This window comes from Enterococcus nangangensis, assembly GCF_005405245.1.
GTDB lineage: Bacteria > Bacillota > Bacilli > Lactobacillales > Enterococcaceae > Enterococcus_J > Enterococcus_J nangangensis.
The window spans coordinates 91304-114845 of sequence record NZ_BJDR01000002.1 but is presented as its reverse complement, the minus strand read 5'-3'; the positions used below and the strand labels follow the sequence as shown (position 1 = coordinate 114845).

37 protein-coding genes are annotated in these 23542 nt (G+C 41.4%); all 37 read left to right on the top strand.

What is annotated here, in order from left to right; genetic code table 11:
* Window positions 1-223: 223 nt before the first annotated feature.
* The 37 genes from FFM57_RS01760 (at window position 224) to FFM57_RS01580 (ending at window position 23536) form a co-directional block, all read left to right on the top strand.
* The gene (locus FFM57_RS01760) at window positions 224-1252 is read left to right on the top strand and encodes a 3-deoxy-7-phosphoheptulonate synthase (protein WP_137598806.1); all 1029 of its coding nucleotides are present in this window, start codon (window positions 224-226) and stop codon (window positions 1250-1252) included.
* 200 nt (window positions 1253-1452) lie between these two features.
* On the top strand, window positions 1453-1722 hold the full coding sequence (gene rpsO / locus FFM57_RS01755) for a 30S ribosomal protein S15 (RefSeq protein WP_137598805.1): 270 nt from the start codon (window positions 1453-1455) through the stop codon (window positions 1720-1722).
* A 157-nt stretch (window positions 1723-1879) separates the two neighbouring features.
* The gene (gene pnp, locus FFM57_RS01750) at window positions 1880-4000 is read left to right on the top strand and encodes a polyribonucleotide nucleotidyltransferase (RefSeq protein ID WP_137598804.1); all 2121 of its coding nucleotides are present in this window, start codon (window positions 1880-1882) and stop codon (window positions 3998-4000) included.
* Window positions 4001-4542: 542 nt separating this feature from the next.
* On the top strand, window positions 4543-5709 hold the full coding sequence (locus FFM57_RS01745) for an ABC transporter substrate-binding protein (protein ID WP_137598803.1): 1167 nt from the start codon (window positions 4543-4545) through the stop codon (window positions 5707-5709).
* 19 nt (window positions 5710-5728) lie between these two features.
* The gene (locus FFM57_RS01740; protein WP_137598826.1) at window positions 5729-6601 is read left to right on the top strand and encodes a branched-chain amino acid ABC transporter permease; all 873 of its coding nucleotides are present in this window, start codon (window positions 5729-5731) and stop codon (window positions 6599-6601) included.
* Entirely contained in the window at window positions 6602-7555 is a 954-nt protein-coding gene (locus FFM57_RS01735; protein WP_137598802.1) for a branched-chain amino acid ABC transporter permease, read from the top strand.
* On the top strand, window positions 7552-8313 hold the full coding sequence (locus FFM57_RS01730; RefSeq protein ID WP_137598801.1) for an ABC transporter ATP-binding protein: 762 nt from the start codon (window positions 7552-7554) through the stop codon (window positions 8311-8313). Before FFM57_RS01735 ends, FFM57_RS01730 begins: the two co-directional genes overlap by 4 nt.
* A complete protein-coding gene (locus FFM57_RS01725) occupies window positions 8313-9011 on the top strand; it encodes an ABC transporter ATP-binding protein (protein ID WP_137598800.1) in 699 nt (232 codons plus the stop codon). Before FFM57_RS01730 ends, FFM57_RS01725 begins: the two co-directional genes overlap by 1 nt.
* 2 nt (window positions 9012-9013) lie before the next feature.
* Entirely contained in the window at window positions 9014-9676 is a 663-nt protein-coding gene (locus tag FFM57_RS01720; RefSeq protein WP_137598799.1) for a CBS domain-containing protein, read from the top strand.
* 338 nt (window positions 9677-10014) lie between these two features.
* The gene (rpsJ, locus tag FFM57_RS01715; protein ID WP_137598798.1) at window positions 10015-10323 is read left to right on the top strand and encodes a 30S ribosomal protein S10; all 309 of its coding nucleotides are present in this window, start codon (window positions 10015-10017) and stop codon (window positions 10321-10323) included.
* Window positions 10324-10355: 32 nt separating this feature from the next.
* Window positions 10356-10985: a 50S ribosomal protein L3 gene (rplC, locus tag FFM57_RS01710; protein WP_137598797.1), complete on the top strand. Its 630-nt coding sequence runs from the start codon at window positions 10356-10358 to the stop codon at window positions 10983-10985.
* A 24-nt stretch (window positions 10986-11009) separates the two neighbouring features.
* Window positions 11010-11633 carry a 50S ribosomal protein L4 gene (gene rplD / locus FFM57_RS01705; RefSeq protein WP_137598796.1) on the top strand — a complete coding sequence of 208 codons (624 nt, stop codon included), beginning with the start codon at window positions 11010-11012 and terminating at the stop codon, window positions 11631-11633.
* Window positions 11633-11923: a 50S ribosomal protein L23 gene (rplW, locus tag FFM57_RS01700; protein ID WP_137598795.1), complete on the top strand. Its 291-nt coding sequence runs from the start codon at window positions 11633-11635 to the stop codon at window positions 11921-11923. Before rplD ends, rplW begins: the two co-directional genes overlap by 1 nt.
* A gap of 34 nt (window positions 11924-11957) precedes the next feature.
* Complete coding sequence (rplB, locus tag FFM57_RS01695; RefSeq protein ID WP_137598794.1) at window positions 11958-12791, top strand: 50S ribosomal protein L2; 834 nt, start codon at window positions 11958-11960, stop codon at window positions 12789-12791.
* Window positions 12792-12824: 33 nt separating this feature from the next.
* On the top strand, window positions 12825-13106 hold the full coding sequence (rpsS, locus tag FFM57_RS01690) for a 30S ribosomal protein S19 (protein ID WP_137598793.1): 282 nt from the start codon (window positions 12825-12827) through the stop codon (window positions 13104-13106).
* 20 nt (window positions 13107-13126) lie between these two features.
* Complete coding sequence (gene rplV / locus FFM57_RS01685; protein ID WP_137598792.1) at window positions 13127-13474, top strand: 50S ribosomal protein L22; 348 nt, start codon at window positions 13127-13129, stop codon at window positions 13472-13474.
* Between the two features lie 13 nt (window positions 13475-13487).
* Window positions 13488-14144 (top strand): 30S ribosomal protein S3, encoded by a 657-nt coding sequence (gene rpsC / locus FFM57_RS01680; protein WP_137598791.1) that lies wholly within the window; start codon window positions 13488-13490, stop codon window positions 14142-14144.
* Window positions 14145-14147: 3 nt separating this feature from the next.
* Window positions 14148-14582: a 50S ribosomal protein L16 gene (gene rplP / locus FFM57_RS01675; protein ID WP_137598790.1), complete on the top strand. Its 435-nt coding sequence runs from the start codon at window positions 14148-14150 to the stop codon at window positions 14580-14582.
* Window positions 14572-14763, top strand: a complete 192-nt coding sequence (gene rpmC / locus FFM57_RS01670) for a 50S ribosomal protein L29 (RefSeq protein WP_137598789.1) — start codon at window positions 14572-14574, stop codon at window positions 14761-14763. The genes rplP and rpmC overlap by 11 nt, the downstream gene beginning before the upstream one ends.
* Before the next feature lie 24 nt (window positions 14764-14787).
* Window positions 14788-15051 carry a 30S ribosomal protein S17 gene (rpsQ, locus tag FFM57_RS01665; RefSeq protein WP_137598788.1) on the top strand — a complete coding sequence of 88 codons (264 nt, stop codon included), beginning with the start codon at window positions 14788-14790 and terminating at the stop codon, window positions 15049-15051.
* Window positions 15052-15094: 43 nt separating this feature from the next.
* Window positions 15095-15463 (top strand): 50S ribosomal protein L14, encoded by a 369-nt coding sequence (gene rplN / locus FFM57_RS01660; RefSeq protein WP_071864220.1) that lies wholly within the window; start codon window positions 15095-15097, stop codon window positions 15461-15463.
* A 35-nt stretch (window positions 15464-15498) separates the two neighbouring features.
* Window positions 15499-15810 carry a 50S ribosomal protein L24 gene (gene rplX / locus FFM57_RS01655; protein WP_137598787.1) on the top strand — a complete coding sequence of 104 codons (312 nt, stop codon included), beginning with the start codon at window positions 15499-15501 and terminating at the stop codon, window positions 15808-15810.
* A 28-nt stretch (window positions 15811-15838) separates the two neighbouring features.
* Window positions 15839-16381, top strand: coding sequence for a 50S ribosomal protein L5 (gene rplE, locus FFM57_RS01650; protein ID WP_137598786.1), 543 nt, complete (start codon window positions 15839-15841; stop codon window positions 16379-16381).
* A gap of 18 nt (window positions 16382-16399) precedes the next feature.
* The gene (locus FFM57_RS01645; RefSeq protein WP_137598785.1) at window positions 16400-16585 is read left to right on the top strand and encodes a type Z 30S ribosomal protein S14; all 186 of its coding nucleotides are present in this window, start codon (window positions 16400-16402) and stop codon (window positions 16583-16585) included.
* A 34-nt stretch (window positions 16586-16619) separates the two neighbouring features.
* Window positions 16620-17018, top strand: a complete 399-nt coding sequence (rpsH, locus tag FFM57_RS01640; RefSeq protein WP_137598784.1) for a 30S ribosomal protein S8 — start codon at window positions 16620-16622, stop codon at window positions 17016-17018.
* A 27-nt stretch (window positions 17019-17045) separates the two neighbouring features.
* Window positions 17046-17582, top strand: a complete 537-nt coding sequence (gene rplF, locus FFM57_RS01635; protein WP_137598783.1) for a 50S ribosomal protein L6 — start codon at window positions 17046-17048, stop codon at window positions 17580-17582.
* Window positions 17583-17614: 32 nt separating this feature from the next.
* A complete protein-coding gene (gene rplR, locus FFM57_RS01630; protein ID WP_137598782.1) occupies window positions 17615-17971 on the top strand; it encodes a 50S ribosomal protein L18 in 357 nt (118 codons plus the stop codon).
* Window positions 17972-17991: 20 nt separating this feature from the next.
* Window positions 17992-18492 (top strand): 30S ribosomal protein S5, encoded by a 501-nt coding sequence (rpsE, locus tag FFM57_RS01625; protein ID WP_137598781.1) that lies wholly within the window; start codon window positions 17992-17994, stop codon window positions 18490-18492.
* Window positions 18493-18506: 14 nt separating this feature from the next.
* Entirely contained in the window at window positions 18507-18689 is a 183-nt protein-coding gene (gene rpmD, locus FFM57_RS01620; protein ID WP_137598780.1) for a 50S ribosomal protein L30, read from the top strand.
* A gap of 35 nt (window positions 18690-18724) precedes the next feature.
* A complete protein-coding gene (rplO, locus tag FFM57_RS01615; protein WP_137598779.1) occupies window positions 18725-19165 on the top strand; it encodes a 50S ribosomal protein L15 in 441 nt (146 codons plus the stop codon).
* Window positions 19165-20466, top strand: a complete 1302-nt coding sequence (gene secY, locus FFM57_RS01610) for a preprotein translocase subunit SecY (RefSeq protein ID WP_137598778.1) — start codon at window positions 19165-19167, stop codon at window positions 20464-20466. Before rplO ends, secY begins: the two co-directional genes overlap by 1 nt.
* A 57-nt stretch (window positions 20467-20523) precedes the next feature.
* The gene (locus tag FFM57_RS01605; protein WP_137598777.1) at window positions 20524-21171 is read left to right on the top strand and encodes an adenylate kinase; all 648 of its coding nucleotides are present in this window, start codon (window positions 20524-20526) and stop codon (window positions 21169-21171) included.
* A 183-nt stretch (window positions 21172-21354) separates the two neighbouring features.
* Window positions 21355-21573, top strand: a complete 219-nt coding sequence (gene infA, locus FFM57_RS01600) for a translation initiation factor IF-1 (RefSeq protein ID WP_137598776.1) — start codon at window positions 21355-21357, stop codon at window positions 21571-21573.
* Window positions 21574-21607: 34 nt separating this feature from the next.
* Window positions 21608-21724 carry a 50S ribosomal protein L36 gene (rpmJ, locus tag FFM57_RS01595; protein ID WP_002288710.1) on the top strand — a complete coding sequence of 39 codons (117 nt, stop codon included), beginning with the start codon at window positions 21608-21610 and terminating at the stop codon, window positions 21722-21724.
* 17 nt (window positions 21725-21741) lie between these two features.
* On the top strand, window positions 21742-22107 hold the full coding sequence (gene rpsM / locus FFM57_RS01590) for a 30S ribosomal protein S13 (protein ID WP_137598775.1): 366 nt from the start codon (window positions 21742-21744) through the stop codon (window positions 22105-22107).
* A gap of 23 nt (window positions 22108-22130) precedes the next feature.
* Entirely contained in the window at window positions 22131-22520 is a 390-nt protein-coding gene (gene rpsK / locus FFM57_RS01585) for a 30S ribosomal protein S11 (RefSeq protein ID WP_137598774.1), read from the top strand.
* 77 nt (window positions 22521-22597) lie between these two features.
* Window positions 22598-23536 (top strand): DNA-directed RNA polymerase subunit alpha, encoded by a 939-nt coding sequence (locus tag FFM57_RS01580; protein WP_137598773.1) that lies wholly within the window; start codon window positions 22598-22600, stop codon window positions 23534-23536.
* Window positions 23537-23542: the final 6 nt, after the last annotated feature.

Genomic DNA, 23542 nt, shown 5'->3' with positions numbered 1-23542 from the left:
TTGAACTGCACACCGAAAATAGTAGGCTGTGCCGGTTGGACCTCCGTTAACTTAGGTCAAGGTATGAAAACGTACCTGTTAAGGTAAGCCTTGTGAGAGGTTGACAAACAAAGGTGGTAACACGAGTCTAACAGTCTCGTCCTTTCCCTAATTATTTAGGGAAAAGGGCGGGGCTTTTTTGCTTAGGAAAAATAATAGGCCTCAGGGCAAAGGAGAGAGCAACATGAGTTTTAACGCATTGAGTAAAAAAATTAATATGGATACGGTACGGGCGATTCATAAATTAGACGAAGCAACCTTAGCTAAAAAAGTAGCCCGGGACGCTGAATTAGAAAAAATTATTAAAGGGGAAGACCAACGGATTTTACTAATCATCGGCCCTTGTTCGGCGGATAATGAAGATGCTGTACTAGAATACACTCACCGTCTAGCAGACTTACAAAAAGAAGTAGTGGACAAAGTCTTTTTAGTTCCACGGGTTTATACTAACAAACCCCGCACCAATGGCGATGGCTATAAAGGGATGTTGCACCAACCAAGTCCAACAGGAGAAGTAAATTTAATTAGCGGCATTGTCAACGTCCGTAAATTACACAAACGAGTGATTACCGAAACCGGCTTAACCACTGCTGATGAAATGCTCTATCCTGAGAACTTGGAATTTGTCGAAGACTTATTAAGCTACATTGCCGTGGGGGCGCGTTCCGTCGAGGATCAACAACACCGTTTTGTAGCCAGTGGCATCAACCAACCTACCGGGATGAAAAATCCTACCAGTGGGAACTTAAGCGTCTTATTTAACTCGCTACACGCTGCCCAACAAAAACAAGAGTTTATTTACAATGGTGCCGAAGTGGAGTCTAGTTCCAATCTGTTAGCTCACGTCATTTTACGAGGCGGTTTAAACGACCATAATGAAAATGTTCCTAACTATCACTACGAAGATTTGCTAAAAGTAGTCAGCACTTATGAAAAAGGAAATTACCAAAATCCTTTTGTGGTAGTGGACACGAACCACGATAACTCCGGCAAACAATACATGGAACAAATTCGCATCGTTAAAGAAACTTTAGCTAACCGTCAATACCATCCAGCATTGAAAAAAGTTGTTCGTGGTTTCATGATTGAAAGTTACTTAGAAGATGGCCGTCAAAATCCGGGGGAAACTGTCTTTGGTAAATCCATCACCGACCCATGTCTGGGCTGGGAGAAAACCGCTGAACTCGTTCGTTATGTCGCCGCCAATGCCTAAAAGCAGCCAAGAGCTACCAACTGTAAAAAGCTGGTGGCTCTTTTGTTATGTAGCTGGAGAAACTTTTCCCCCTCTTGCTTTTTTTAACTTTTTCCTGTAAAGTCAAGATGTATGAAATTTCATACCACCTGGCACTTGGTTTAGCGAGTCACCAACGTTTTACTCAGTCTCAGGCAAGTCTAAGAAAGAGGTGAAAGAACATGGCAATGTCCAAAGAAAAGAAAAACGAAATCATGAGCGCCTACGCTCGTCATGAAGGGGATACTGGTTCACCAGAAGTCCAAATCGCCGTATTAACTCATGAAATCAACCACTTAAACGAACATTTCTTGACTCACAAGAAAGATCATCATTCTCAACGTGGTTTGATGAAAAAAATCGGTCATCGTCGTAACTTGTTAGCTTACTTACGTAAAACTGACGTACAACGTTACCGCGAATTGATTCAACGTTTAGGCTTACGTCGTTAATTTTTAAGAGAAAGTGAGGTTCTTTTAGAATCTCGCTTTCTTGCTATTTAAAAAAAATAAAAATCGGCCAAAGTCACTACTATGCAAAAGAGAATAACTGACTTTTGCAGTTGTTGTCTTTTGTTTAGTAGCACTGCAGGCCAAAAAGGAGTATGAGATGTCAGAAAAACAAGTGTTTACCACAACTTGGGGCGGTCGTCCTTTACAAGTAGAAGTGGGTCAATTAGCCAAACAAGCTAACGGTGCTGTTTTAGTGCGCTACGGCGATACGGTAGTTTTATCCGCTGTTGTGGCTTCTAAAGAAGCTCGCGATGGGGACTTTTTCCCATTAACAATTAACTATGAAGAAAAAATGTACGCTGTCGGGAAAATCCCTGGTGGCTTTATTAAACGGGAAGGTCGGCCAAGTACGGAAGCCACATTAACCGCCCGCTTGATTGACCGACCAATTCGGCCAATGTTTGCTGATGGTTTCCGTAATGAAGTGCAAGTCACGAATATCGTGATGAGTGCAGAACAAGATTGTTCCCCATCCATGGCGGCCATGTTAGGTTCATCATTAGCCCTTTCCATTTCTGATATTCCCTTTAACGGCCCAATCGCTGGTGTGGAAGTTGGTCGGGTAGATGGAGAATATGTGTTAAATCCAACCGTCGAACAAGATCGCGCTTCTGATATTCACTTAACGGTTGCCGGAACTAAAGACGCCATTAACATGGTGGAATCTGGCGCAAAAGAAGCTTCTGAAGAAGCAATGCTGGATGCTTTATTATTTGGTCATGCAGCCATTAAAGAACTTGTTGCTTTCCAAGAAGAAGTCACTAGCGCTTGCGGCAAAGAAAAAATGGAAATCAGTTTATTACAAGTAGATCCTGCTTTGAAAGAAGAAGTTTACGCTACTTGGTATCCAGTCATGAAGACTGCTGTCTTAACGGAAGAAAAATTAGCGCGGGAAGATAATATCGCCCAAGTGAAAGCTGATTTAAAAGCAGCTTACGCTGAAAAATTAGCGGACGCTGAAGACACGGAAGCCGCTAGTCATACCTTAAAAGAAGTGGCACAATTAGCTGAAGACTTAGAAAAAGATGTGGTTCGGGAATTAATTACCATCGACAAAATTCGTCCTGATGGTCGGAAGCTAGACGAAATTCGTCCCCTTTCTTCTGAAGTTGGTTTATTGCCACGCGTCCACGGTTCAGGTTTATTTACCCGCGGCCAAACGCAAGCATTATCTGCTTGTACCTTAGCACCTTTAGGGGAACACCAAATTATTGATGGCTTAGGCGCTGAAGAATCTAAACGCTTTATCCACCACTACAACTTCCCACAATTTTCTGTCGGTTCAACAGGGCGCGCTGGTTCACCTGGTCGGCGGGAAATCGGTCACGGTGCTTTAGGGGAACGCGCTTTATTCCAAGTTATTCCTAGTGAAGAAGAATTTCCTTATACCATTCGTTTAGTTGCTGAAGTTTTAGAATCTAACGGTTCTTCTTCCCAAGCTTCTATCTGTGCCGGCACTTTAGCTTTAATGGATGCTGGTGTGCCAATTAAAGCACCGGTTGCCGGGATTGCTATGGGACTAGTTTCCGATGGCGAAAATTATACGATTTTAACGGATATCCAAGGTCTAGAAGATCACTTAGGGGATATGGACTTTAAAGTTGCCGGCACGAAAGACGGGATTACCGCTTTACAAATGGATATTAAAATCGACGGGATTACGGAACAAATCTTACGGGAAGCTTTAGCTCAAGCGAAAAAAGCGCGGATGGAAATCTTAGCTGAATTAACGTCTACTTTAGCTGCACCACGGGAAGAATTGAGTCCTTATGCACCGAAGATTGAAATGATTATGATTAAACCAGAAAAAATTAAAGATGTGATTGGTAAAGGTGGGGAAACCATCAACGGCATCATTGATGAAACTGGTGTTAAAATCGATATCGATCAAGATGGTAAAGTTTCCATCGCATCTGCCGATGCGGCTATGATTCAAAAAGCCATCAAGATCATTAAAGACTTAACCAAAGAAATCGAAGTCGGTCAAACTTACATGGGTAAAGTGGTCCGCATTGAAAAATTTGGCGCTTTCGTCAACTTGATTAAAGGGAAAGATGGCTTGCTCCATATTTCTCAAATCTCTAACGAACGGGTGAACAAAGTGGAAGACGTCTTGAAATTAGGGGACGAAATCTTAGTGAAGGTAACGGAAATCGACAAACAAGGTCGCGTTAACTTATCCCGCAAAGTTTTGTTAGATCAACCAGAAAATAAATAAGCAAAAAATAAAGCTGCGTTACTTCTCGGTGAGAGAAGTGGCGCAGCTTTTTTGTATTTTACAGGCGGCTAGCCGCCTTTTCAGTTTTATTCATGTCCGCTTTTTATCTGAGCCAGTGGTTTGACGTGGCCCCCGATTTTATGAGCGAAAGCGGCAGACTCTACTTGAGAAGTAAAGACCATCAAAATTTTAGGATCCTTCTTACGTGTCCGGGCGCCCGACTTGTCAATATAACCATGCATCACTTTGATTACGTACATTACTCTCAAATCCTTTCCTGAAGTTAGTCCTTATTATAGAGAAATTAAAAAAATTTTCCAAAAATTTGCTTGGAAAAGGTCCTTTATGAGGAAATTTCATTATTTAATCTGCGGATGAGAGCGTTCTCTTTGCTAATTTTTCAGACTTAGCCGTGTGCTAAAAAAAGTTTTTTTGTAATCTTTCAGGCGAATCAGAATTTTCAGAAAATTCATTGACTTTTGTGGCACTCTCCGCTATATTATTAACATGTTCATGTGAATCAACTAAAGGAGAGAATAGATATGAAGAAAAAAGCATTGGTAACAGTAGCAGCCTTGTTGTTCCTAACGGGTTGTACAGCTGCAGGGAATAGTAGCAAAGGAAAAGGCAACACAGCTAGTGGTGACACCATCAAGATTGGTTTGAATATGGAATTATCAGGAGCGGTGTCGGCTTACGGAAATCAAGAAAAAGATGGCGCTGAACTGGCCATTAAAGAAATCAATGATGCCGGTGGAGTCTTAGGCAAACAGTTAGAATTAGTGGAAAAGGATAATAAATCCGACTCAGCTGAAGCGGCTTCTGTTTCTGCCAACTTAACTAGCAGTGGAGTAGTAGCCATCGTGGGACCGGCAACTTCTGGAGCAACAAAAGCGGCCTTACCAAGTATCACGAAAGCGCAAGTGCCTGCCATCACCCCATCAGCGACGGATGATGCTATTACGGTCCAAGATGGTAAAGTGCAAGATTATATTTTCCGTTCTTGCTTCCAAGATAGTTCGCAAGGAACGATTATGGCTCAATTTGCTGGCAGCAATTTGAAAAAGGAAAAAGTTATTATCTTGGGGGATAACTCCAACGATTACGCTACTGGGTTGGCGAAAGCTTTTAAAGAAGCCTATGAAGGAACTATCGTGGATGAACAAAACTTTACTTCTGATGATAAAGACTTCCAAGCTGTTTTGACGAAGATTAAAGCCGAAGACTTCGATGCTTTGTATGTGCCCGGCTATTATGCGCAAGCTGGTCAAATTATTAAACAAGCACGAGAAATGGGTATTGAACAAACTATTTTAGGAGCGGATGGTTTTTCTGATCCGGCTTTGATTGAATTAGCCGGCGCTGAAAATGTAACAAACGTTTATTACACGAATCACTTTTCAACTAAAGCACCAGCTACAGATAAAGCAGCTGACTTCTTAACGAATTTTAAAGCAACTTATAATGCAGAGCCATCTGCTTTTAACGCTTTGTCTTACGATGCAGTCTACATGATTAAACAAGCGATTGAAGATGCTGGGGAAGCAAATTCTGTGAAGATTAAAGAAGCCCTAGCTAAATTAAAAGATTTTGAAGGGGTAACTGGGGTCATGAGTATGGATGAAAATCATAACCCTGAAAAAGATATCGTTGTGATTGGTTTGACCAACGGCGAAGAAAGTTCCGCAGAAACAGTTTCACCAGAATAGGAGGAAGCTCATGGAAATGATTTTACAACAAGCCCTGAATGGTATTTTTCTCGGAAGTATTTATGCGCTATTGGCGCTGGGCTACACCATGGTTTATGGGATCATCAAGTTAATCAACTTCGCCCATGGTGAGGTGTACATGCTGGGAGCGTTTATGGGCTACTATTTGATTTCCAACTTCCACCTCAATTTATTTTTTACCCTCGTCGTGGTGATGGTCTTTTGTGCCATCCTCGGCGTGGTGATTGAATTTCTTGCTTATCGTCCCTTACGCAACTCTTCGCGGATTACGGTGTTGATTACGGCGATTGGGGTGAGCTACTTATTACAAAATATTATGATTGCGACAGTTGGTTCTGGTACGCGGCCATTTCCACAAGAAGTGATTGCTAAGCAGGAATATAATTTAGCCGGGCTGCGCATTAGTAATATTCAAATGATTATCTTAGGCACGGCGATTTTGTTAATGATTTTGCTGCAACTAATTGTCAAGTACACCAAGATGGGGAAAGCCATGCGTGCGGTTAGTGTGGATAAAGATGCCGCTCAACTGATGGGAATTAACGTCAACCGGACGATTTCTTTCACTTTTGCTTTAGGTTCAGCTTTAGCCGGTGTTGCCGGCGTCTTAATTGGTCTTTACTATAACTCTATTGATCCCATGATGGGTTCGCTGCCAGGAATCAAAGCTTTCGTAGCAGCAGTTCTCGGCGGCATCGGTATTATTCCTGGTGCTGCTTTAGGGGGCTTTACCATTGGCCTTTTGGAGACGGCGGTGGTGGCTACCGATTATTCGGCCTTTAAAGATGCAGTAGTGTACTTGATTTTAATTGTCATCTTATTGCTGAAACCTAGTGGCTTATTAGGAAAAAATGTAAAGGAGAAGGTCTAAATGAAAACACGACTCAAAGTAAATGCACTTTGGCTGGGACTTTTTATTGCCGGCTATCTACTTTTATATTTTCTCCAATTTTTTGGGATTATGACGCCCCTTTATGAAAATGTTTTAGTCACTGTGGGGATTAATATTATTTTAGCCACTGGTTTAAACTTAGTGATTGGTTTTTCGGGCCAATTTTCTTTAGGACATGCGGGCTTTATGGCCATTGGGGCGTATGCCTCGGCCTTAATCTTATTAAAAATCGGCACGCTAGGTGGTTTGTTGCTTAGTTTACTGGTGGGGATGATTGTTGCCGGCGTGGCAGCCTTGATTATCGGTGGGCCAACGCTACGTTTAAAAGGCGACTACTTGGCGATTGCCACGCTAGGAATCTCAGAAATTATCCGAATCATTTTAATTAATATGAAAGATGTGACTAACGGTGCAGCTGGTCTTTTTGGAATTGCACCAGTAGTGACTTGGCCCATTGTTTATATTTTTGTTATCTTGACAACGCTAGTGGTCGTAAACTTTTTGCATTCAGGTCCAGGTTTAGCAACCTTAGCGGTACGGGAAGATGAAATCGCCAGTGAGTCGGTGGGCTTACACGCGACCAAATATAAAATCATTGCCTTTGTCATTGGTGCCATGACAGCTAGTGTGGCGGGTGGACTTTACGCCAGTTATATTCAAAGCATTGCGCCAAAAGATTTTACTTTCAATAAGTCCATCGATATTTTAATTATCGTTGTTTTCGGAGGCTTAGGGTCTATTACGGGTTCTTTTGTCGCCGCCATCGTTTTAGGAATCTTGAACATGGTATTACAAGATTTTGGTCAATTGCGGATGATTATTTATGCCTTAGCGTTAATTGCCATTATGATTTTTAAACCTAATGGCTTATTAGGCAAATACGAAATTTCTTTAACCCGACTTTTTCAAAAGAAAAAGGAGGTTAAACTATGAGCTTGTTAGAAGTAGAACATTTAACTAAAAACTTTGGTGGGCTTTCAGCGGTGGCTAACGTTACCTTGTCCGTCGAAGCTGACGAAATTGTCGGCTTGATTGGCCCAAATGGTGCAGGGAAGACGACCCTTTTTAATTTATTGACAGGGGTTTATCCCCCCACTGAAGGCAAGATTACGTTTGCCGGCAATGATGTCGCCAAGTTAGCGCCTTATCAAGTGGCGATGTTAGGGGTGGGGCGAACTTTTCAAAACATTCGCCTTTTTAAAGATTTAACCGTCTTAGAAAATGTCATGGTGGCCCTCCATCCCACCAATAGTAATTTATTGACTAGTATCTTGCGGTTGCCTGGCTATTATCAACGCATTGCCCAACAAGAAGCCGCTGCTTTAAAAATGCTGGAGTTTTTTGATTTAGCAGATAAGGCCGCAATTAAAGCTAGCAACTTACCTTACGGGCAACAACGGGTCCTAGAAATTGCCCGCGCTTTAGCTATGAAACCGAAAATTTTATTTTTAGACGAACCAGCAGCTGGCATGAATCCCAACGAGACCAATGAGTTAACGCAACTGATTCGCAAGATTCATCAAGAGTTTGGCGTGGCGATTGTTTTAATCGAGCACGACATGAGCTTAGTGATGGAAGTGTGCCAACGGATTTGCGTCTTGGAATACGGGCGCGTTTTAAAAATCGGCACCCCACAAGAAGTGCAAAATGATCCGCAAGTTATTGCGGCGTATTTAGGAGGAGATGCTTAATGTTAGCAGTGAAAGAGTTAAGCCTTCATTACGGCGTGATTGAAGCGGTGAAAAAAGTTAGCTTCCAAGTCAATCAAGGGGAAATTGTCACCTTGATTGGCGCAAATGGTGCCGGCAAGACTTCGATTTTAAAAAGTTTATCTGGTTTACTAAAACCTAGTCATGGAGAAATTTTATATCACGGTAAAAACGTCGCTAAACTCTCGCCACAAAAAATTGTGGCCGATGGCTTGATTCAAGTGCCTGAAGGCCGGCACGTTTTTAGTGGCATGACAGTGAAAGAAAATTTGTCTTTAGGTGCCTTTTTACAAAAAGGCGAGCAGAGTAGTCGTCTTGATAACATTTTTCAGCGCTTCCCCATTTTAAAGGAACGTTTGAATCAAGACAGTGCGACTTTGTCAGGTGGGGAACAACAAATGTTAGCCATGGGTCGTGCCCTCATGAGTCAGCCACAACTTTTATTGTTGGATGAACCATCTATGGGGTTAGCACCACTTTTTATTAAAGAAATTTTTGCGATTATTCAAGACATTCACGCCAGTGGTACCACCGTTTTACTAGTAGAACAAAACGCCAAGAAGGCTTTAGAAATCGCCGACCGAGCCTACGTCTTAGAAACAGGTAAAGTCATTTTAAGTGGGACAGGTGCTGAACTACTAGCTTCACCAGTCGTTAAGAAAGCATATTTAGGAGGGTAAAGATGAGTATTGCGAATTTTATGAGTCAGGACTTAATTACCGTTACTCCGGCTACCAAAATTTTTGATTGTATCGACTTAATGAAAGAACACCAACTGCACCGTTTACCGGTGGTGGCCAATCATGAAACCGGTGCCCAACAATTAGTGGGCTTAATTACTGAAGGCGTCATTCAAGCAGCACTGCCTTCTAGTGCCACTAGTTTAAGTGTTTTTGAAGCCAACTATCTTTTAAATAAAACCACCGTCGCCGAAATTATGTTGACGGAAGTGACCACGGTAGCTCCCAATGCGCAATTAGAAGATGGTATCTATCTGATGCGGCAACAGGACATTGGCGTCTTACCGGTAGTAGCAGAAAAGCAACTGGTGGGAATTATTACGAATAATGATATTTTTGATGCTTTCTTAAATATCAGTGGCTACTTTCAAGGTGGCTTAACCGTTAGTCTGATCGTAAACGAAGACCAGCCAGGTGTGTTGGCGAAATTAACGGCACTTTTTGCTGCGGCAAAAATTTCTATTTCCACAATTATGGTCTTACGCCAAAAGACGACCATCGTGGAGGTACGCTTACAAACACAAGCGGCAGAAAAAGTTTCTTCTTTATTAAAGGATCAAGGCTTCAACATTCAAAGTATTACGGTGGCTCCTAAAATAGCTTAAAAGATCAAGCGCTTCTGTTTTTCTCATTCGAAAAGCAGGGGCGCTCTTTTATATAGAAGAAAATTAACGCCTTGGTGCAAAAAATAAATTAAAGTAAAGCCTTTTCAAAAAAAGTTTTTGAGAAAAGCCCGTCTTTAAGCAAAAAATCCTTGCCTTCATGATTTTTTTTTAGTACAATTACAAAGGTGCTGTTTAGGCAACACCCCTAGTTCAGGGAACTAGAGACGGCTATGAAACGAGAGGTTGCGACACGCCCGGACGCTTTGCCACGGATGGACGTGACGGAAATTTTCGTGGAGCTATGTCTACTTTTAAAATAGGCGAAGGAGGGAAATTAGATGGCAAAACAAAAAATTCGTATTCGTTTGAAGGCTTATGAACATCGTATTTTGGATCAATCTGCTGAAAAGATTGTGGAAACTGCGGTTAGAACTGGAGCAACTGTTTCAGGTCCAATCCCATTACCAACTGAACGTACTTTGTACACAGTAATCCGTGCAACGCACAAATACAAAGACTCACGCGAACAATTCGAAATGCGGACTCACAAACGTTTGATCGACATTGTGAATCCTACACCAAAAACAGTTGATGCTTTAATGAAGCTTGACTTACCATCCGGTGTGAACATCGAGATCAAATTATAATTTTAAAAAATTAGAAAAATGGAGGTGTACTCATGACCAAAGGAATCTTAGGGAAAAAAGTAGGAATGACACAAATCTTTACTGAAGCTGGTGAATTAATTCCAGTGACTGTTGTCGAAGCTACACCAAACGTTGTTTTACAAGTGAAAACAATGGAAAATGATGGCTACGAAGCAATCCAATTAGGTTACCAAGATCTACGTGAAGTTTTGTCTAACAAACCTGCTAAAGGTCATGCTGCAAAAGCAAATACGACTCCTAAGCGCTTCATTAAAGAATTCAAAGATGTTGAGCTAGGAGAATACGAAGTCGGAAAAGAAGTTAAGGTGGATGTATTTTCTACTGGCGACATCGTTGATGTTACAGGTACAACGAAAGGTAAAGGATTCCAAGGCGTAATCAAACGTCACGGACAATCACGTGGTCCTATGGCTCACGGTTCTCGTTACCATCGTCGTCCTGGGTCAATGGGTCCAGTTGCACCTAACCGTGTCTTTAAAAATAAACACCTTGCTGGCCGGATGGGCGGCAACCGTGTAACGATTCAAAATCTTGAAATCGTTAAAGTTGACGTTGAAAAGAACGTTATCTTAATCAAAGGCAATGTGCCAGGAGCTAAAAAATCTTTAGTTACTATTAAATCTGCTGTTAAAGCTAAATAATTATCAGGAAGGAGGAACTAAGGAATGCCTAATGTAGCATTATTCAAACAAGATGGTACTCAAAATGGTGAAGTAACTTTAAACGACGCTATTTTCGGTATCGAACCTAATGAAAGTGTTGTTTTCGACGCAGTAATCATGCAACGTGCATCTTTACGTCAAGGAACGCATGCGGTTAAAAATCGTAGCGCCGTTTCCGGTGGTGGCCGCAAGCCATGGCGTCAAAAAGGAACAGGTCGTGCTCGTCAAGGGTCAATTCGCTCCCCACAATGGCGTGGTGGTGGGATTGTCTTTGGACCAACCCCTCGTTCTTACAGCTACAAACTTCCTAAAAAAGTTCGTCGCTTAGCTATCAAATCTGTTCTTTCACAAAAAGTGTTAGACAATAAATTCGTTGCCCTTGAAGGTTTATCCTTCGATGCACCAAAAACCAAAGAATTCAAACAAGTTTTAGCTAACTTGTCCATCGATTCTAAAGTTTTAGTAGTCTTAGAAGGCGGAAATGATTTCGCTGCTTTATCTGCTCGTAACTTGCCAAACGTTTCTGTTGTTGAAGCAAACAACGTCAGCGTTTTAGATGTAGTTTCAGCTGATAAATTATTGATTACTCAAGCTGCTCTTACTCAAGTAGAGGAGGTGCTTGCATAATGGAATTACTAGACGTAATCAAACGCCCAGTGATCACTGAACAATCCATGTTAGCCATGGACGAAAAGAAATACACTTTCGAAGTAGACACACGCGCTAACAAGACTTTAGTGAAACAAGCTGTTGAAAAAGCTTTTGACGTGAAAGTTGAAAAAGTAAACATCTTAAACGTTAAACCTAAATTCAAACGCATGGGTAAATATGCAGGATACACAAAGAAACGTCGCAAAGCGATTGTAACTTTAACTGAAGATTCTAAAGAAATCCAAATCTTTGAAGCTGCTGAATAAGCTAGCTAATCTTTAACATAGGAGGGAAAAAGACGTGGCGATTAAAAAGTACAAACCTACCTCAAATGGTCGTCGTAACATGACTGGTTCTGATTTTGCTGAAATTACTTCAACAACTCCAGAAAAATCTTTGTTACAACCTTTGAAGAATAAAGCCGGCCGTAACAACAACGGACGCATTACTGTACGTCACCAAGGCGGCGGCCACAAACGTCAATATCGTTTGATTGACTTCAAACGGACGAAAGACGAAGTTGTAGCTACTGTTAAAACTATTGAATACGATCCAAACCGTTCCGCAAATATCGCGTTAATCGTGTATGCAGACGGCGTTAAATCTTACATCTTAGCTCCTAAAGGCTTAGAAGTAGGAACCCAAGTGGTCTCTGGCGAACATGCTGATATTAAAGTGGGTAACGCTTTACCATTAGCAAACATTCCAGTAGGTACTGTGATTCACAACATTGAATTAAAACCTGGTAAAGGTGGACAATTAATTCGTTCCGCTGGTACTAGCGCACAAGTTTTAGGGAAAGAAGGCAAATATGTCTTAATTCGCTTAAACTCTGGTGAAGTTCGGATGGTCTTAGCTACTTGCCGTGCAACTGTTGGGGCTGTAGGTAACGAACAACACGAATTAATCAACATTGGTAAAGCCGGTCGTAATCGTTGGTTAGGCAAACGTCCTACCGTTCGTGGTAGCGTAATGAACCCTAACGATCACCCGCACGGTGGTGGTGAAGGTAAAGCTCCAGTTGGGCGTAAAGCACCAATGACGCCATGGGGTAAAGTTTCCATCGGTCTTAAGACTCGTGATACTAAAGCTAAATCTAGCAAACTTATTGTCCGTCGTCGTAACGACAAATAAAAATAGAACGCATATATTGAGAGGAGGTTCACCATGGGTCGTAGTTTGAAAAAAGGACCTTTTGCCGATGAGCACTTATTGAAAAAAGTTGACGCTCAAAAGGATGAACAAAAGAAAAAAGTTATCAAAACTTGGTCACGTCGTTCCACCGTCTTTCCTAGCTTTGTAGGCTACACAATCGCTGTTTACGATGGTCGTAAACACGTGCCAGTTTACATTCAAGAAGACATGGTTGGACATAAATTAGGTGAATTCGCACCTACCAGAACTTATCGCGGACATGCTTCTGACGATAAGAAAACCGCTAAACGCTAATTTCGAGGGGAGGATTTATAATGGCAGAACAAATTACTTCAGCTAAAGCAACTGCAAAAACAGTTCGCACTTCACCTCGTAAAGCTCGAATCACTATCGACTTGATTCGGGGCAAAAGTGTTGCCGAAGCTATTTCAATTTTGAAATTTACGCCTAACAAAAATGCCGGCATTATCGAAAAAGTTTTAATGTCAGCAATTGCTAACGCAGAAAACAACTTCGACTTAGACGTTGAAAACTTGGTTGTATCTGAAGCTTTTGTTAACGAAGGACCAACAATGAAACGTTTCCGTCCTCGGGCAAAAGGTTCCGCTTCACCAATTAACAAACGTACAAGTCATATCACTGTAGTGGTATCAGAAAAATAAGGAGGGATAATTAGTGGGTCAAAAAGTACATCCAATTGGTATGCGTATTGGTGTCATCCGCGATTGGGATGCTAAATGGTACGCAGAAAAAGACTTTGCCGATTTCCTACATGAAGATCTTAAAATCCGTAAATTTATCGCGACTAAACTAGCTGATGCTGCTGTGTCTACTGTTGAAATCGAACGTGCGGCTAACCGTGTTAACGTTTCTATTCACACAGCAAAACCTGGGATGGTCATCGGTAAGGGTGGATCTGAAGTTGAAAACTTACGCAAAGAATTAAACAATTTAACAGGTAAAAAAGTCCACATTAACATCGTGGAAATCAAAAAACCTGATTTAGATGCTAAATTAGTTGGCGAAGGTATCGCACGTCAATTAGAAAGCCGGGTTGCTTTCCGTCGGGCGCAAAAACAAGCTATCCAACGGACAATGCGTGCTGGAGCAAAAGGTATTCGTACTTTAGTTTCTGGTCGTTTAAACGGCGCTGATATCGCGCGTTCTGAAGGTTATTCTGAAGGAACTGTTCCTTTGCATACCTTACGTGCCGACATCGACTACGCTTGGGAAGAAGCAGCAACAACTTATGGTAAATTAGGAGTTAAAGTGTGGATTTACCGTGGAGAAATTCTCCCTGTAAAGAAAAACGCTGAGAAAGGAGGGAAATAATCAATGTTAGTACCTAAACGTGTGAAACACCGTCGTGAATTCCGTGGTAAAATGCGCGGGGAAGCTAAAGGCGGTAAAGAAGTAGCTTTTGGTGAATACGGTTTGCAAGCTGTTGAATCTCATTGGATCACTAACCGTCAAATCGAAGCTGCCCGTATCGCAATGACTCGTTATATGAAACGTGGCGGGAAAGTATGGATTAAAATCTTCCCTCATAAATCATATACTGCAAAAGCTATCGGGGTCCGGATGGGTTCTGGGAAAGGGGCTCCAGAAGGTTGGGTTGCTCCAGTTAAACGCGGCAAGATCATGTTTGAAATTGCTGGTGTGCCAGAAGAAGTAGCCAAAGAAGCACTTCGTCTTGCTTCCCACAAATTACCAATCCGCACCAAGATTGTAAAACGTGAAGAAATGGGTGGTGAATCTAATGAAGGTTAATGAAATCAGAGAATTATCCACTACCGAAATGCTTGCCAAAGAAAAAGAGTTCAAAGAAGAACTTTTCAACCTTAGATTCCAATTGGCGACTGGCCAGCTGGAAAATACCGCTCGCATTAAAGAAGTTCGCCAATCTATCGCGCGGATCAAAACTGTTCTGAAAGAACAACAAGCTAACTAATCGGAAAAGGAGGCCATTTAACGTATGTCTGAAAGAAACCAACGTAAAGTTTACCAAGGTCGTGTCGTTTCTGACAAAATGGATAAAACCATCGTTGTTGTCGTGGAAACACGTAAAACACACAAAACTTACGGTAAACGAGTGAAATACTCTAAAAAATTCGTGGCTCATGATGAAAACAACACTGCAAAAACTGGCGACATCGTAACTATTATGGAAACTCGTCCATTGTCAGCTACCAAACGTTTCCGCTTGTTAGAGGTTGTGGAAGAAGCCGTAATTATCTAGTAGATACTGAATAAACTTGTATGTCTGAAAGGAGGATACCTTCGTGATCCAAAGTGAAAGCCGTTTGAAAGTGGCTGATAACTCAGGCGCTCGTGAAATCCTAACTATCAAAGTTCTTGGTGGTTCTGGTCGTAAGACTGCAAACATCGGGGATGTGATCGTTGCTTCCGTTAAACAAGCAACGCCAGGTGGGGTTGTCAAAAAAGGCGACGTTGTCAAAGCTGTAATCGTTCGTACTAAATCCGGTGCTCGTCGCGCTGATGGCTCTTACATCAAATTTGATGAAAATGCAGCTGTTATTATTCGTGACGATAAAAGCCCTCGTGGAACGCGTATTTTCGGACCAGTTGCACGTGAATTACGTGAAAACAACTTCATGAAAATCGTTTCCCTAGCACCAGAAGTTTTATAATCCTAAACGACCTTAAAAGGAGGTGCGCTTAAACCATGTTTGTTAAAAAAGGCGATAAAGTTAAAGTTATCACTGGTAAAGATAAAAACAAAGAAGGCGTCGTCTTAGAAGCCTTCCCGAAAAAAGACCGTGTGATTGTTGAAGGTGTTAACATTGTTAAAAAACACCAAAAACCTAACAACGCTGCTCCTCAAGGGGGGATTCTTGAAAAAGAAGCTCCTATCCACGTATCAAACGTGCAAGTGATTGATCCATCTAATGGACAAGCTACTCGTGTTGGATACAAAGTCGTTGAGGGCAAAAAAGTTCGTGTTTCTAAAAAAACCGGCGAAGTGTTAGATAAATAATTCGTAAATGAAAGGAGGACCTGCTGCAATGGTGAACCGCCTAAAAGAAAAATATAATAAAGAAATCACACCTGCTTTGGAAGAAAAGTTCAACTATACTTCCGTTATGCAAGTGCCAAAAGTAGAAAAAATCGTGATTAATATGGGTGTTGGTGACGCAGTTTCCAACGCTAAAAATCTTGATAAAGCTGTGGAAGAATTGGCTTTGATCTCTGGTCAAAAACCTTTAATTACTAAAGCTAAAAAATCCATCGCTGGTTTCCGTCTAAGAGAAGGAATGCCAATCGGTGCGAAAGTTACTTTACGTGGCGAAAGAATGTATGAATTTTTAGATAAATTAGTGAATGTTTCTCTACCTCGGGTAAGAGACTTCCACGGTGTATCTAAAAAAGCATTTGACGGTCGTGGTAACTACACTTTAGGGATTAAAGAACAATTAATCTTCCCAGAAGTTGACTATGATTTAGTCGATAAAGTTAGAGGGATGGACATTGTCATTGTAACGACAGCTAATACCGACGAAGAAGCTCGGGAATTACTCGTACAATTAGGCATGCCATTTGTGAAATAAAAAAGGGAGGCGAACTACTTGGCTAAAAAATCAATGATTGCTAAGAACCAACGTCCTGCTAAATTCTCAACACAAGAGTACACTCGTTGCGAACGTTGCGGACGTCCACATTCAGTTTATCGGAAATTTAGACTTTGCCGTATTTGCTTCCGCGAACTTGCCTATAAAGGACAAATTCCCGGCGTGAAGAAAGCTAGCTGGTAATCAACTAAAACGCACAAAGGAGGTAAAACGTCAAATGGTCATGACAGATCCAATTGCAGATTTTCTAACACGCATTCGTAATGCCAACATGGTGAAACACGAATCTTTAGAAGTACCTGCTTCCAAAATTAAACGTGACATCGCTGAAATCTTAAAACGTGAAGGTTTTATTAAAGATGTTGAATATATCGAAGATGACAAACAAGGTATCATCCGCGTCTTTTTGAAATATGGTCGTAACGATGAACGTGTCATCACTAATCTTAAACGTATTTCTAAACCAGGCTTACGGGTTTACGTTAAAGCTAACGAAGTCCCTAAAGTATTAAATGGTCTAGGAATCGCAATCATCTCAACTTCTGAAGGTGTGATCACTGATAAAGAAGCTCGTGAAAAAAATACTGGTGGCGAAGTTCTCGCCTACGTTTGGTAATTCTTACATTTTAAGGAGGTGTCATTAGTGAGCCGTATCGGGAATAAAATCATTGAACTTCCTGCAGGCGTGACTGTTGCACAAAATGGTCATGAAGTTACTGTTAAAGGTCCAAAAGGAGAATTAACACGTACTTTTGCGTCTGAAATTGGAATCAATATTGACGGTAACGTCGTAACATTTACTCGTCCTAACGACGAAAAAGAAATGAAAACAATCCACGGAACTACTCGGGCTGTCTTCAACAACATGGTTGTTGGGGTTTCCGAAGGTTTCCAAAAAGCTTTGGAACTTCAAGGGGTTGGGTATCGTGCCCAATTGCAAGGAACTAAATTAGTTCTTAGCGTTGGTTACTCTCATCCAGTTGAAATCGTTCCACCAGCTGGTATTACCATTGAAGTACCTGCTAACACTCAAGTGGTGGTTAAAGGTATTTCTAAAGAAGCTGTTGGCGAATTAGCTGCTAATATCCGCAGCGTTCGTGCTCCTGAACCTTATAAAGGCAAAGGTATTCGCTATGTCGGTGAATACGTACGTCGTAAAGAAGGTAAAACTGGTAAATAGAGCAGCATAACTAATTTAAAGAGGTGAAAATTGTGATTACTAAACCAGATAAAAATAAAACACGTCAAAAAAGACATGTACGTGTTCGTAACAAAATCTCTGGTACTGCAGAGTGCCCACGCTTAAATGTTTTCCGTTCTAATACAAACATCTACGCTCAATTAATTGATGACGTAGCGGGTGTGACGCTAGCAAGTGCCTCTTCCTTAGATAAGACAATTTCTGAAGGAAATAAATCAGAACAAGCAGCAGCCGTTGGTAAATTAATCGCTGAACGTGGTACTGAAAAAGGCGTTAAAGCTGTTGTCTTTGACCGTGGCGGATATTTATATCATGGCCGTGTAGCTGCTTTAGCTGAAGCTGCTCGCCAAAACGGACTAGAATTTTAGGAGAAGGAGGAACACCATTCATGGCTTATATTGATTCAAAGCATTTGGAATTAGAAGATCGCGTCGTAGCCATCAACCGCGTTACTAAAGTTGTTAAAGGTGGACGTCGTTTACGTTTCGCTGCTTTAGTTGTCGTGGGTGACCGTAACGGCCACGTAGGTTTTGGTACTGGTAAAGCACAAGAAGTGCCAGAAGCTATTAGAAAAGCAATCGAAGATGCGAAGAAAAATCTCGTAGAAGTGCCAATGGTTGGTTCTACAATCCCTCACGAAGCAATCGGTATCTTCGGTGGCGGACGCATCTTAATCAAACCTGCGGTAGCCGGTTCTGGAGTTGCTGCTGGTGGACCAGTGCGGGCAATCATGGAACTTGCAGGTGTTGCTGATGTGACAAGTAAATCACTAGGCTCTAATACACCAATCAACGTTGTTCGTGCAACTGTTGATGGTTTGAAACAATTAAAACGGGCAGAAGATGTTGCGGCTTTACGTGGCAAATCTGTTGACGAATTAATCGGATAAGGAGGACTACAATCATGGCTGAATTAAAAATTACTTTAAAACGCAGTATTATTGGACGTCCTCAAAACCAACGTGATACCGTTAAAGCTTTAGGCTTAACGAAAATTAATAGTAGCGTAGTTAAACCTGACAACGTAGCCATCAAAGGTATGGTTAATACTATTTCTCACTTAGTGGACGTTGAAGAAGTTAAATAATTAGAAACGATTTAAGTTAAGGAGGTGCCAAATCAATGAAACTTCATGAATTGAAACCTGCAGAAGGCTCTCGTCAAGTACGTAATCGTGTTGGTCGCGGAACTTCTTCTGGTAACGGTAAAACTAGTGGTCGTGGTCAAAAGGGGCAAAAAGCTCGTTCTGGCGGCGGAGTACGTTTAGGATTCGAAGGTGGACAAACACCATTGTTCCGTACTTTACCAAAACGTGGCTTTACAAACATCAATCGTAAAGAATATGCAATCGTTAACTTTGACGTGTTAAATCGCTTTGAAGACGGAGCAGAAGTCGATGCTACTGCTTTAATCGAAGCTGGTTACATCAAAGACGCAAAAGCTGGAATTAAAATTTTAGCTAATGGACAACTCGAAAGAAAATTAACTGTGAAAGCAGCTAAATTCTCTGCAGCTGCCAAAGAAGCGATTGAAGCTCACGGTGGATCAATCGAGGTGATCTAATGTTTAAACTTTTAAAAGATGCTTTTAAAGTCAAAGACATTCGATTAAGAATTTTGTTTACTGTTGGGTGCTTGTTTGTCTTTCGGATTGGTAGCCAAATTACCGTTCCAGGGATTAATGCGGCTGCTGTGAACGAATTAGCTTCCTTACCATTTTTCAATATGTTGAACTTGGTATCAGGAAGCGCCCTGCAGCAATTTTCAATTTTCTCCATGGGGGTTTCTCCTTACATTACGGCTAGTATCGTTATCCAACTGTTACAGATGGATATCGTACCGAAGTTTGTTGAGTGGGAAAAACAAGGGGAAGTTGGTCGTAAAAAACTTAACCAAGCAACGCGTTACTTAACACTCGTGTTAGGGTTCATTCAATCCATTGGGTTAACCGCTGGATTTAATGCGTTAGGGTCTAGTTATCAGTTAGTGAAAGATGAATCAGTGGGGAGTTATGTCGTCATTGGTTTAATCTTAACGGCTGGGACTTTATTTGTGACTTGGATTGGCGAACAAATTACGGATAAAGGTGTCGGTAACGGTGTTTCCTTGCTCATTTTTGCTGGGATTATCTCTCGTTTACCCCATTCTATTGCTGATTTGTTTGAAAATATGTTCATTAACGTTTCTAGTTCAGAGATTCCTTTGAATATTGTTTATGCAGTAATCTTAGTGGTCGCTGTTGTCTTGATTGTTACTGTAACAACTTTCGTCCAACAAGCGGAACGGAAAATTCCTATCCAATATACGAAGCGCTCTGCTGGTGCGGCTGCCAACAGTTATTTACCATTAAAAGTAAATGCTGCCGGCGTTATTCCAGTAATCTTCGCTAGTTCGTTCATCTCCACGCCAAATGCTATTTTGCAATTTTTCCAAACAAAATATAGTGGTGCTGGGTGGTACAACACCCTCAATACTATTTTTGATTATTCAACGATTCCTGGAGCGGTGTTATATACCGTTTTAATCGTGGCCTTCACTTTCTTCTATGCTTTCGTCCAAGTAAACCCTGAGAAATTAGCGGAAAACTTAACGAAGCAAGGAAGCTATATTCCAAGTGTGCGGCCAGGTAAAGGAACCGAAGATTACGTTTCTCATTTATTGATGCGGCTTTCTACAGTCGGTTCAGTATTTTTAGGAGCGATTGCGATTATCCCAATTATCGCTCAAATGTTGTTTAACTTGCCTTCTTCCATCGGTTTAGGTGGGACAAGTTTGTTAATCGTCATTGGGGTGGCATTGGAAACCGCTAAACAACTAGAAGGACTACTATTGAAGCGCCAATACGTGGGCTTCATCAATCAGTAAGAAAGTGTGTTGGAGATTTTCTCCAACACCATTCTCACGTTTCTAGGAGGGTTACTTATGAACCTCATTTTAATGGGGCTGCCTGGTGCAGGTAAGGGAACACAAGCCGAAAAAATTATCGACAAATATGGTTTTCCCCATATTTCCACCGGTGATATGTTTCGGGCAGCAATGGCTAAAGGCACAGCAATGGGCCTAAAAGCTAAGTCTTTTATTGATCAAGGCGCTTTGGTTCCAGATGAAATTACCAATGGAATCGTCAAAGAGCGTTTAGCAGAGAAGGATACCGAAGTTGGGTTCTTGTTAGATGGTTTCCCAAGAACAATCGAGCAAGCTGAAGCTTTAGATGGTATCTTAGCTGAACTTGGCAAAAAGATTGACGCAGTCATTGATATCAATGTGAAAGAAGATGTCTTAGTAGATCGTCTAGCTGGACGGTTCATTTGTAAGACGTGTGGCGCGACTTATCATAAATTGTTTAATCCACCAAAAGTGGAAGGCACTTGTGATCGTTGTGGCGGCCATGAATTTTTCCAAAGAGAAGATGACAAGCCAGAAACGGTTAAGAATCGTTTAGCGATTAACGTTAAAAATTCTCAACCCATCTTAGCTTATTACAAAGCGAAAGATCTTTTGCACGAAGTAGATGGCGACCGCGACATTCAAGATGTTTTCGTGGATGTTGAAAAAATCATTGAAGCTTAGTATTGCCAAAGCTTAGTAAGTTGGTCCGCTCTTGCCAAAACACCGCAGTTGTGGTAGACTATATCAGTCCGACTTTAAGAGTTTTCTTAAGAGTAGGTTTTGAAAAATGTTTTCAGGTGAGAGCAGAGGCTTTCGCCGTTTTATCGTGTGGAAATACGAAACAACTTCAAGGAGGTACTATGCGTGGCAAAAGATGATATGATCGAAATCGAAGGAACAGTCGTGGAAACTTTGCCGAATGCAATGTTTAAAGTGGAATTGGAAAATGGCCACGTGGTTTTAGCGCATGTTTCCGGCAAGATTCGGATGCACTACATTCGGATTTTACCTGGTGATAAGGTTACTGTGGAATTGTCGCCATATGACTTGTCTCGCGGTCGCATCACCTATCGCTTTAAATAATTGTACTCCGTAAATCTTTAGGAGGTAAACATCAATGAAAGTAAGACCATCAGTTAAACCAATGTGCGAACATTGTAAAGTAATTCGTCGTAAAGGACGGGTTATGGTAATTTGCCCAGCAAATCCAAAACATAAACAACGTCAAGGTTAATAGGAGGTGTAGTCTTAATGGCTCGTATTGCAGGAGTAGATATTCCTCGTGAAAAACGTGTAGTCGTTTCCCTAACTTATATTTTCGGAATCGGCGATACAACCGCTAAAGCTATCTTAAAAAATGCTGGAGTGTCTGAAGATATTCGCGTTCGCGATTTAACGAACGAACAAACAGACGCTATCCGTGCTGAAGTGGATAAACTTAAAGTCGAAGGTGACCTTCGTCGTGAAGTGAACTTAAACATCAAACGTTTGATGGAAATTGGTTCATACCGTGGCATTCGTCATCGTCGTGGCTTGCCTGTTCGTGGACAAAACACGAAAAACAACGCGCGCACTCGTAAGGGTCCAGCACGCGCAATCGCAGGTAAGAAAAAATAATCAGTGAAGGAGGTTAGTCATTCATGGCACAAAAGAAAGTTAGTCGTAAACGCCGTGTGAAAAAAAATATTGAAGCTGGTGTGGCTCATATCCATTCCACTTTCAACAATACAATTATCATGATTACGGACGTTCATGGAAACGCCTTGGCATGGTCATCAGCTGGTGCGTTAGGTTTTAAAGGTAGCAAGAAATCTACACCATTCGCTGCCCAAATGGCTGCAGAAACAGCTTCAAAAGCTGCAATGGAGCATGGCTTGAAATCTGTTGAAGTAACAGTTAAGGGACCAGGTGCTGGTCGTGAAGCTGCCATTCGTTCTTTACAAGCAACTGGTTTAGAAGTGACCGCAATTCGTGACGTCACCCCAGTTCCTCATAACGGATGCCGCCCTCCAAAACGCCGTCGTGTTTAATGTGCGCTCCCTTTTGAGAAAACTTGAAACGTCATTGAACAAGACACTGTTCGTTTTGAAAGGGGTATAGGATAAGAATGATTGAATTTGAAAAACCAAGAATCGCGAAAATTGATGAAGAAAAAGATTATGGCAAGTTCGTGGTTGAACCGCTTGAGAGAGGTTATGGGACTACATTAGGAAACTCTCTACGTCGTATTTTACTTTCTTCTTTGCCAGGAGCTGCGATTACGAACTTACAAATCGATGGTGTATTACACGAGTTCTCCACTGTCGCTGGTGTTCGTGAAGACGTAACGCAAATCATTTTAAATATTAAAGGATTAGCGTTAAAACTTTATGCACAAGAAGAAAAAACCCTTGAAATCGATATTAATGGTCCAGCTAACGTAACAGCTGGCGATATTATCGTAGACAGTGACGTTGAGATCTTGAATAAAGATCTTTACATTTGTAGCGTAGCTGACGGTGCGAATTTCCACGCACGTTTAACCGTTAATCCTGGACGTGGTTACGTTCAAGCTGACGAAAACAAAAAAGAAGATATGCCAATTGGTGTCCTTCCAGTGGATTCTATCTATACGCCGATTCGTCGCGTGAACTACCAAGTAGAAACTACACGGGTAGGTCATCGGGATGATTTCGATAAGTTGACGATGGAAATTTGGACAGATGGTTCCATTATTCCGCAAGAAGCCTTAAGCTTAGCTGCGAAAATCATGACGGAACACTTAGACATCTTCGTTAATTTAACGGATGAAGCTAAGAATGCTGAAATCATGGTAGAAAAAGAAGAAACACAAAAAGAGAAAATGTTGGAAATGACCATCGAAGAGTTGGATCTTTCCGTTCGCTCTTATAATTGTTTGAAACGGGCCGGCATTAATACCGTGCAAGAATTAACCAACAAGTCTGAACCAGAAATGATTAAAGTTCGTAACCTCGGACGGAAATCTCTGGAAGAAGTGAAGGCTAAATTGCATGAATTAGGTTTAGGCTTACGTAAAGACGATTAATTTAAC

What these genes read in the sequence shown, in the direction of transcription:
- FFM57_RS01760 (WP_137598806.1), top strand. Translation starts at nt 224, where the DNA reads ATGAGTTTTAACGCATTGAGTAAAAAAATTAATATGGATACGGTACGG.
- rpsO (WP_137598805.1), top strand. Translation starts at nt 1,453, where the DNA reads ATGGCAATGTCCAAAGAAAAGAAAAACGAAATCATGAGCGCCTACGCT.
- pnp (WP_137598804.1), top strand. Translation starts at nt 1,880, where the DNA reads ATGTCAGAAAAACAAGTGTTTACCACAACTTGGGGCGGTCGTCCTTTA.
- FFM57_RS01745 (WP_137598803.1), top strand. Translation starts at nt 4,543, where the DNA reads ATGAAGAAAAAAGCATTGGTAACAGTAGCAGCCTTGTTGTTCCTAACG.
- FFM57_RS01735 (WP_137598802.1), top strand. Translation starts at nt 6,602, where the DNA reads ATGAAAACACGACTCAAAGTAAATGCACTTTGGCTGGGACTTTTTATT.
- FFM57_RS01730 (WP_137598801.1), top strand. Translation starts at nt 7,552, where the DNA reads ATGAGCTTGTTAGAAGTAGAACATTTAACTAAAAACTTTGGTGGGCTT.
- FFM57_RS01725 (WP_137598800.1), top strand. Translation starts at nt 8,313, where the DNA reads ATGTTAGCAGTGAAAGAGTTAAGCCTTCATTACGGCGTGATTGAAGCG.
- FFM57_RS01720 (WP_137598799.1), top strand. Translation starts at nt 9,014, where the DNA reads ATGAGTATTGCGAATTTTATGAGTCAGGACTTAATTACCGTTACTCCG.
- rpsJ (WP_137598798.1), top strand. Translation starts at nt 10,015, where the DNA reads ATGGCAAAACAAAAAATTCGTATTCGTTTGAAGGCTTATGAACATCGT.
- rplC (WP_137598797.1), top strand. Translation starts at nt 10,356, where the DNA reads ATGACCAAAGGAATCTTAGGGAAAAAAGTAGGAATGACACAAATCTTT.
- rplD (WP_137598796.1), top strand. Translation starts at nt 11,010, where the DNA reads ATGCCTAATGTAGCATTATTCAAACAAGATGGTACTCAAAATGGTGAA.
- rplW (WP_137598795.1), top strand. Translation starts at nt 11,633, where the DNA reads ATGGAATTACTAGACGTAATCAAACGCCCAGTGATCACTGAACAATCC.
- rpsS (WP_137598793.1), top strand. Translation starts at nt 12,825, where the DNA reads ATGGGTCGTAGTTTGAAAAAAGGACCTTTTGCCGATGAGCACTTATTG.
- rplV (WP_137598792.1), top strand. Translation starts at nt 13,127, where the DNA reads ATGGCAGAACAAATTACTTCAGCTAAAGCAACTGCAAAAACAGTTCGC.
- rplP (WP_137598790.1), top strand. Translation starts at nt 14,148, where the DNA reads ATGTTAGTACCTAAACGTGTGAAACACCGTCGTGAATTCCGTGGTAAA.
- rpmC (WP_137598789.1), top strand. Translation starts at nt 14,572, where the DNA reads ATGAAGGTTAATGAAATCAGAGAATTATCCACTACCGAAATGCTTGCC.
- rpsQ (WP_137598788.1), top strand. Translation starts at nt 14,788, where the DNA reads ATGTCTGAAAGAAACCAACGTAAAGTTTACCAAGGTCGTGTCGTTTCT.
- rplX (WP_137598787.1), top strand. Translation starts at nt 15,499, where the DNA reads ATGTTTGTTAAAAAAGGCGATAAAGTTAAAGTTATCACTGGTAAAGAT.
- rplE (WP_137598786.1), top strand. Translation starts at nt 15,839, where the DNA reads ATGGTGAACCGCCTAAAAGAAAAATATAATAAAGAAATCACACCTGCT.
- rpsH (WP_137598784.1), top strand. Translation starts at nt 16,620, where the DNA reads ATGGTCATGACAGATCCAATTGCAGATTTTCTAACACGCATTCGTAAT.
- rpsE (WP_137598781.1), top strand. Translation starts at nt 17,992, where the DNA reads ATGGCTTATATTGATTCAAAGCATTTGGAATTAGAAGATCGCGTCGTA.
- rpmD (WP_137598780.1), top strand. Translation starts at nt 18,507, where the DNA reads ATGGCTGAATTAAAAATTACTTTAAAACGCAGTATTATTGGACGTCCT.
- rplO (WP_137598779.1), top strand. Translation starts at nt 18,725, where the DNA reads ATGAAACTTCATGAATTGAAACCTGCAGAAGGCTCTCGTCAAGTACGT.
- secY (WP_137598778.1), top strand. Translation starts at nt 19,165, where the DNA reads ATGTTTAAACTTTTAAAAGATGCTTTTAAAGTCAAAGACATTCGATTA.
- FFM57_RS01605 (WP_137598777.1), top strand. Translation starts at nt 20,524, where the DNA reads ATGAACCTCATTTTAATGGGGCTGCCTGGTGCAGGTAAGGGAACACAA.
- rpmJ (WP_002288710.1), top strand. Translation starts at nt 21,608, where the DNA reads ATGAAAGTAAGACCATCAGTTAAACCAATGTGCGAACATTGTAAAGTA.
- rpsM (WP_137598775.1), top strand. Translation starts at nt 21,742, where the DNA reads ATGGCTCGTATTGCAGGAGTAGATATTCCTCGTGAAAAACGTGTAGTC.
- rpsK (WP_137598774.1), top strand. Translation starts at nt 22,131, where the DNA reads ATGGCACAAAAGAAAGTTAGTCGTAAACGCCGTGTGAAAAAAAATATT.
- FFM57_RS01580 (WP_137598773.1), top strand. Translation starts at nt 22,598, where the DNA reads ATGATTGAATTTGAAAAACCAAGAATCGCGAAAATTGATGAAGAAAAA.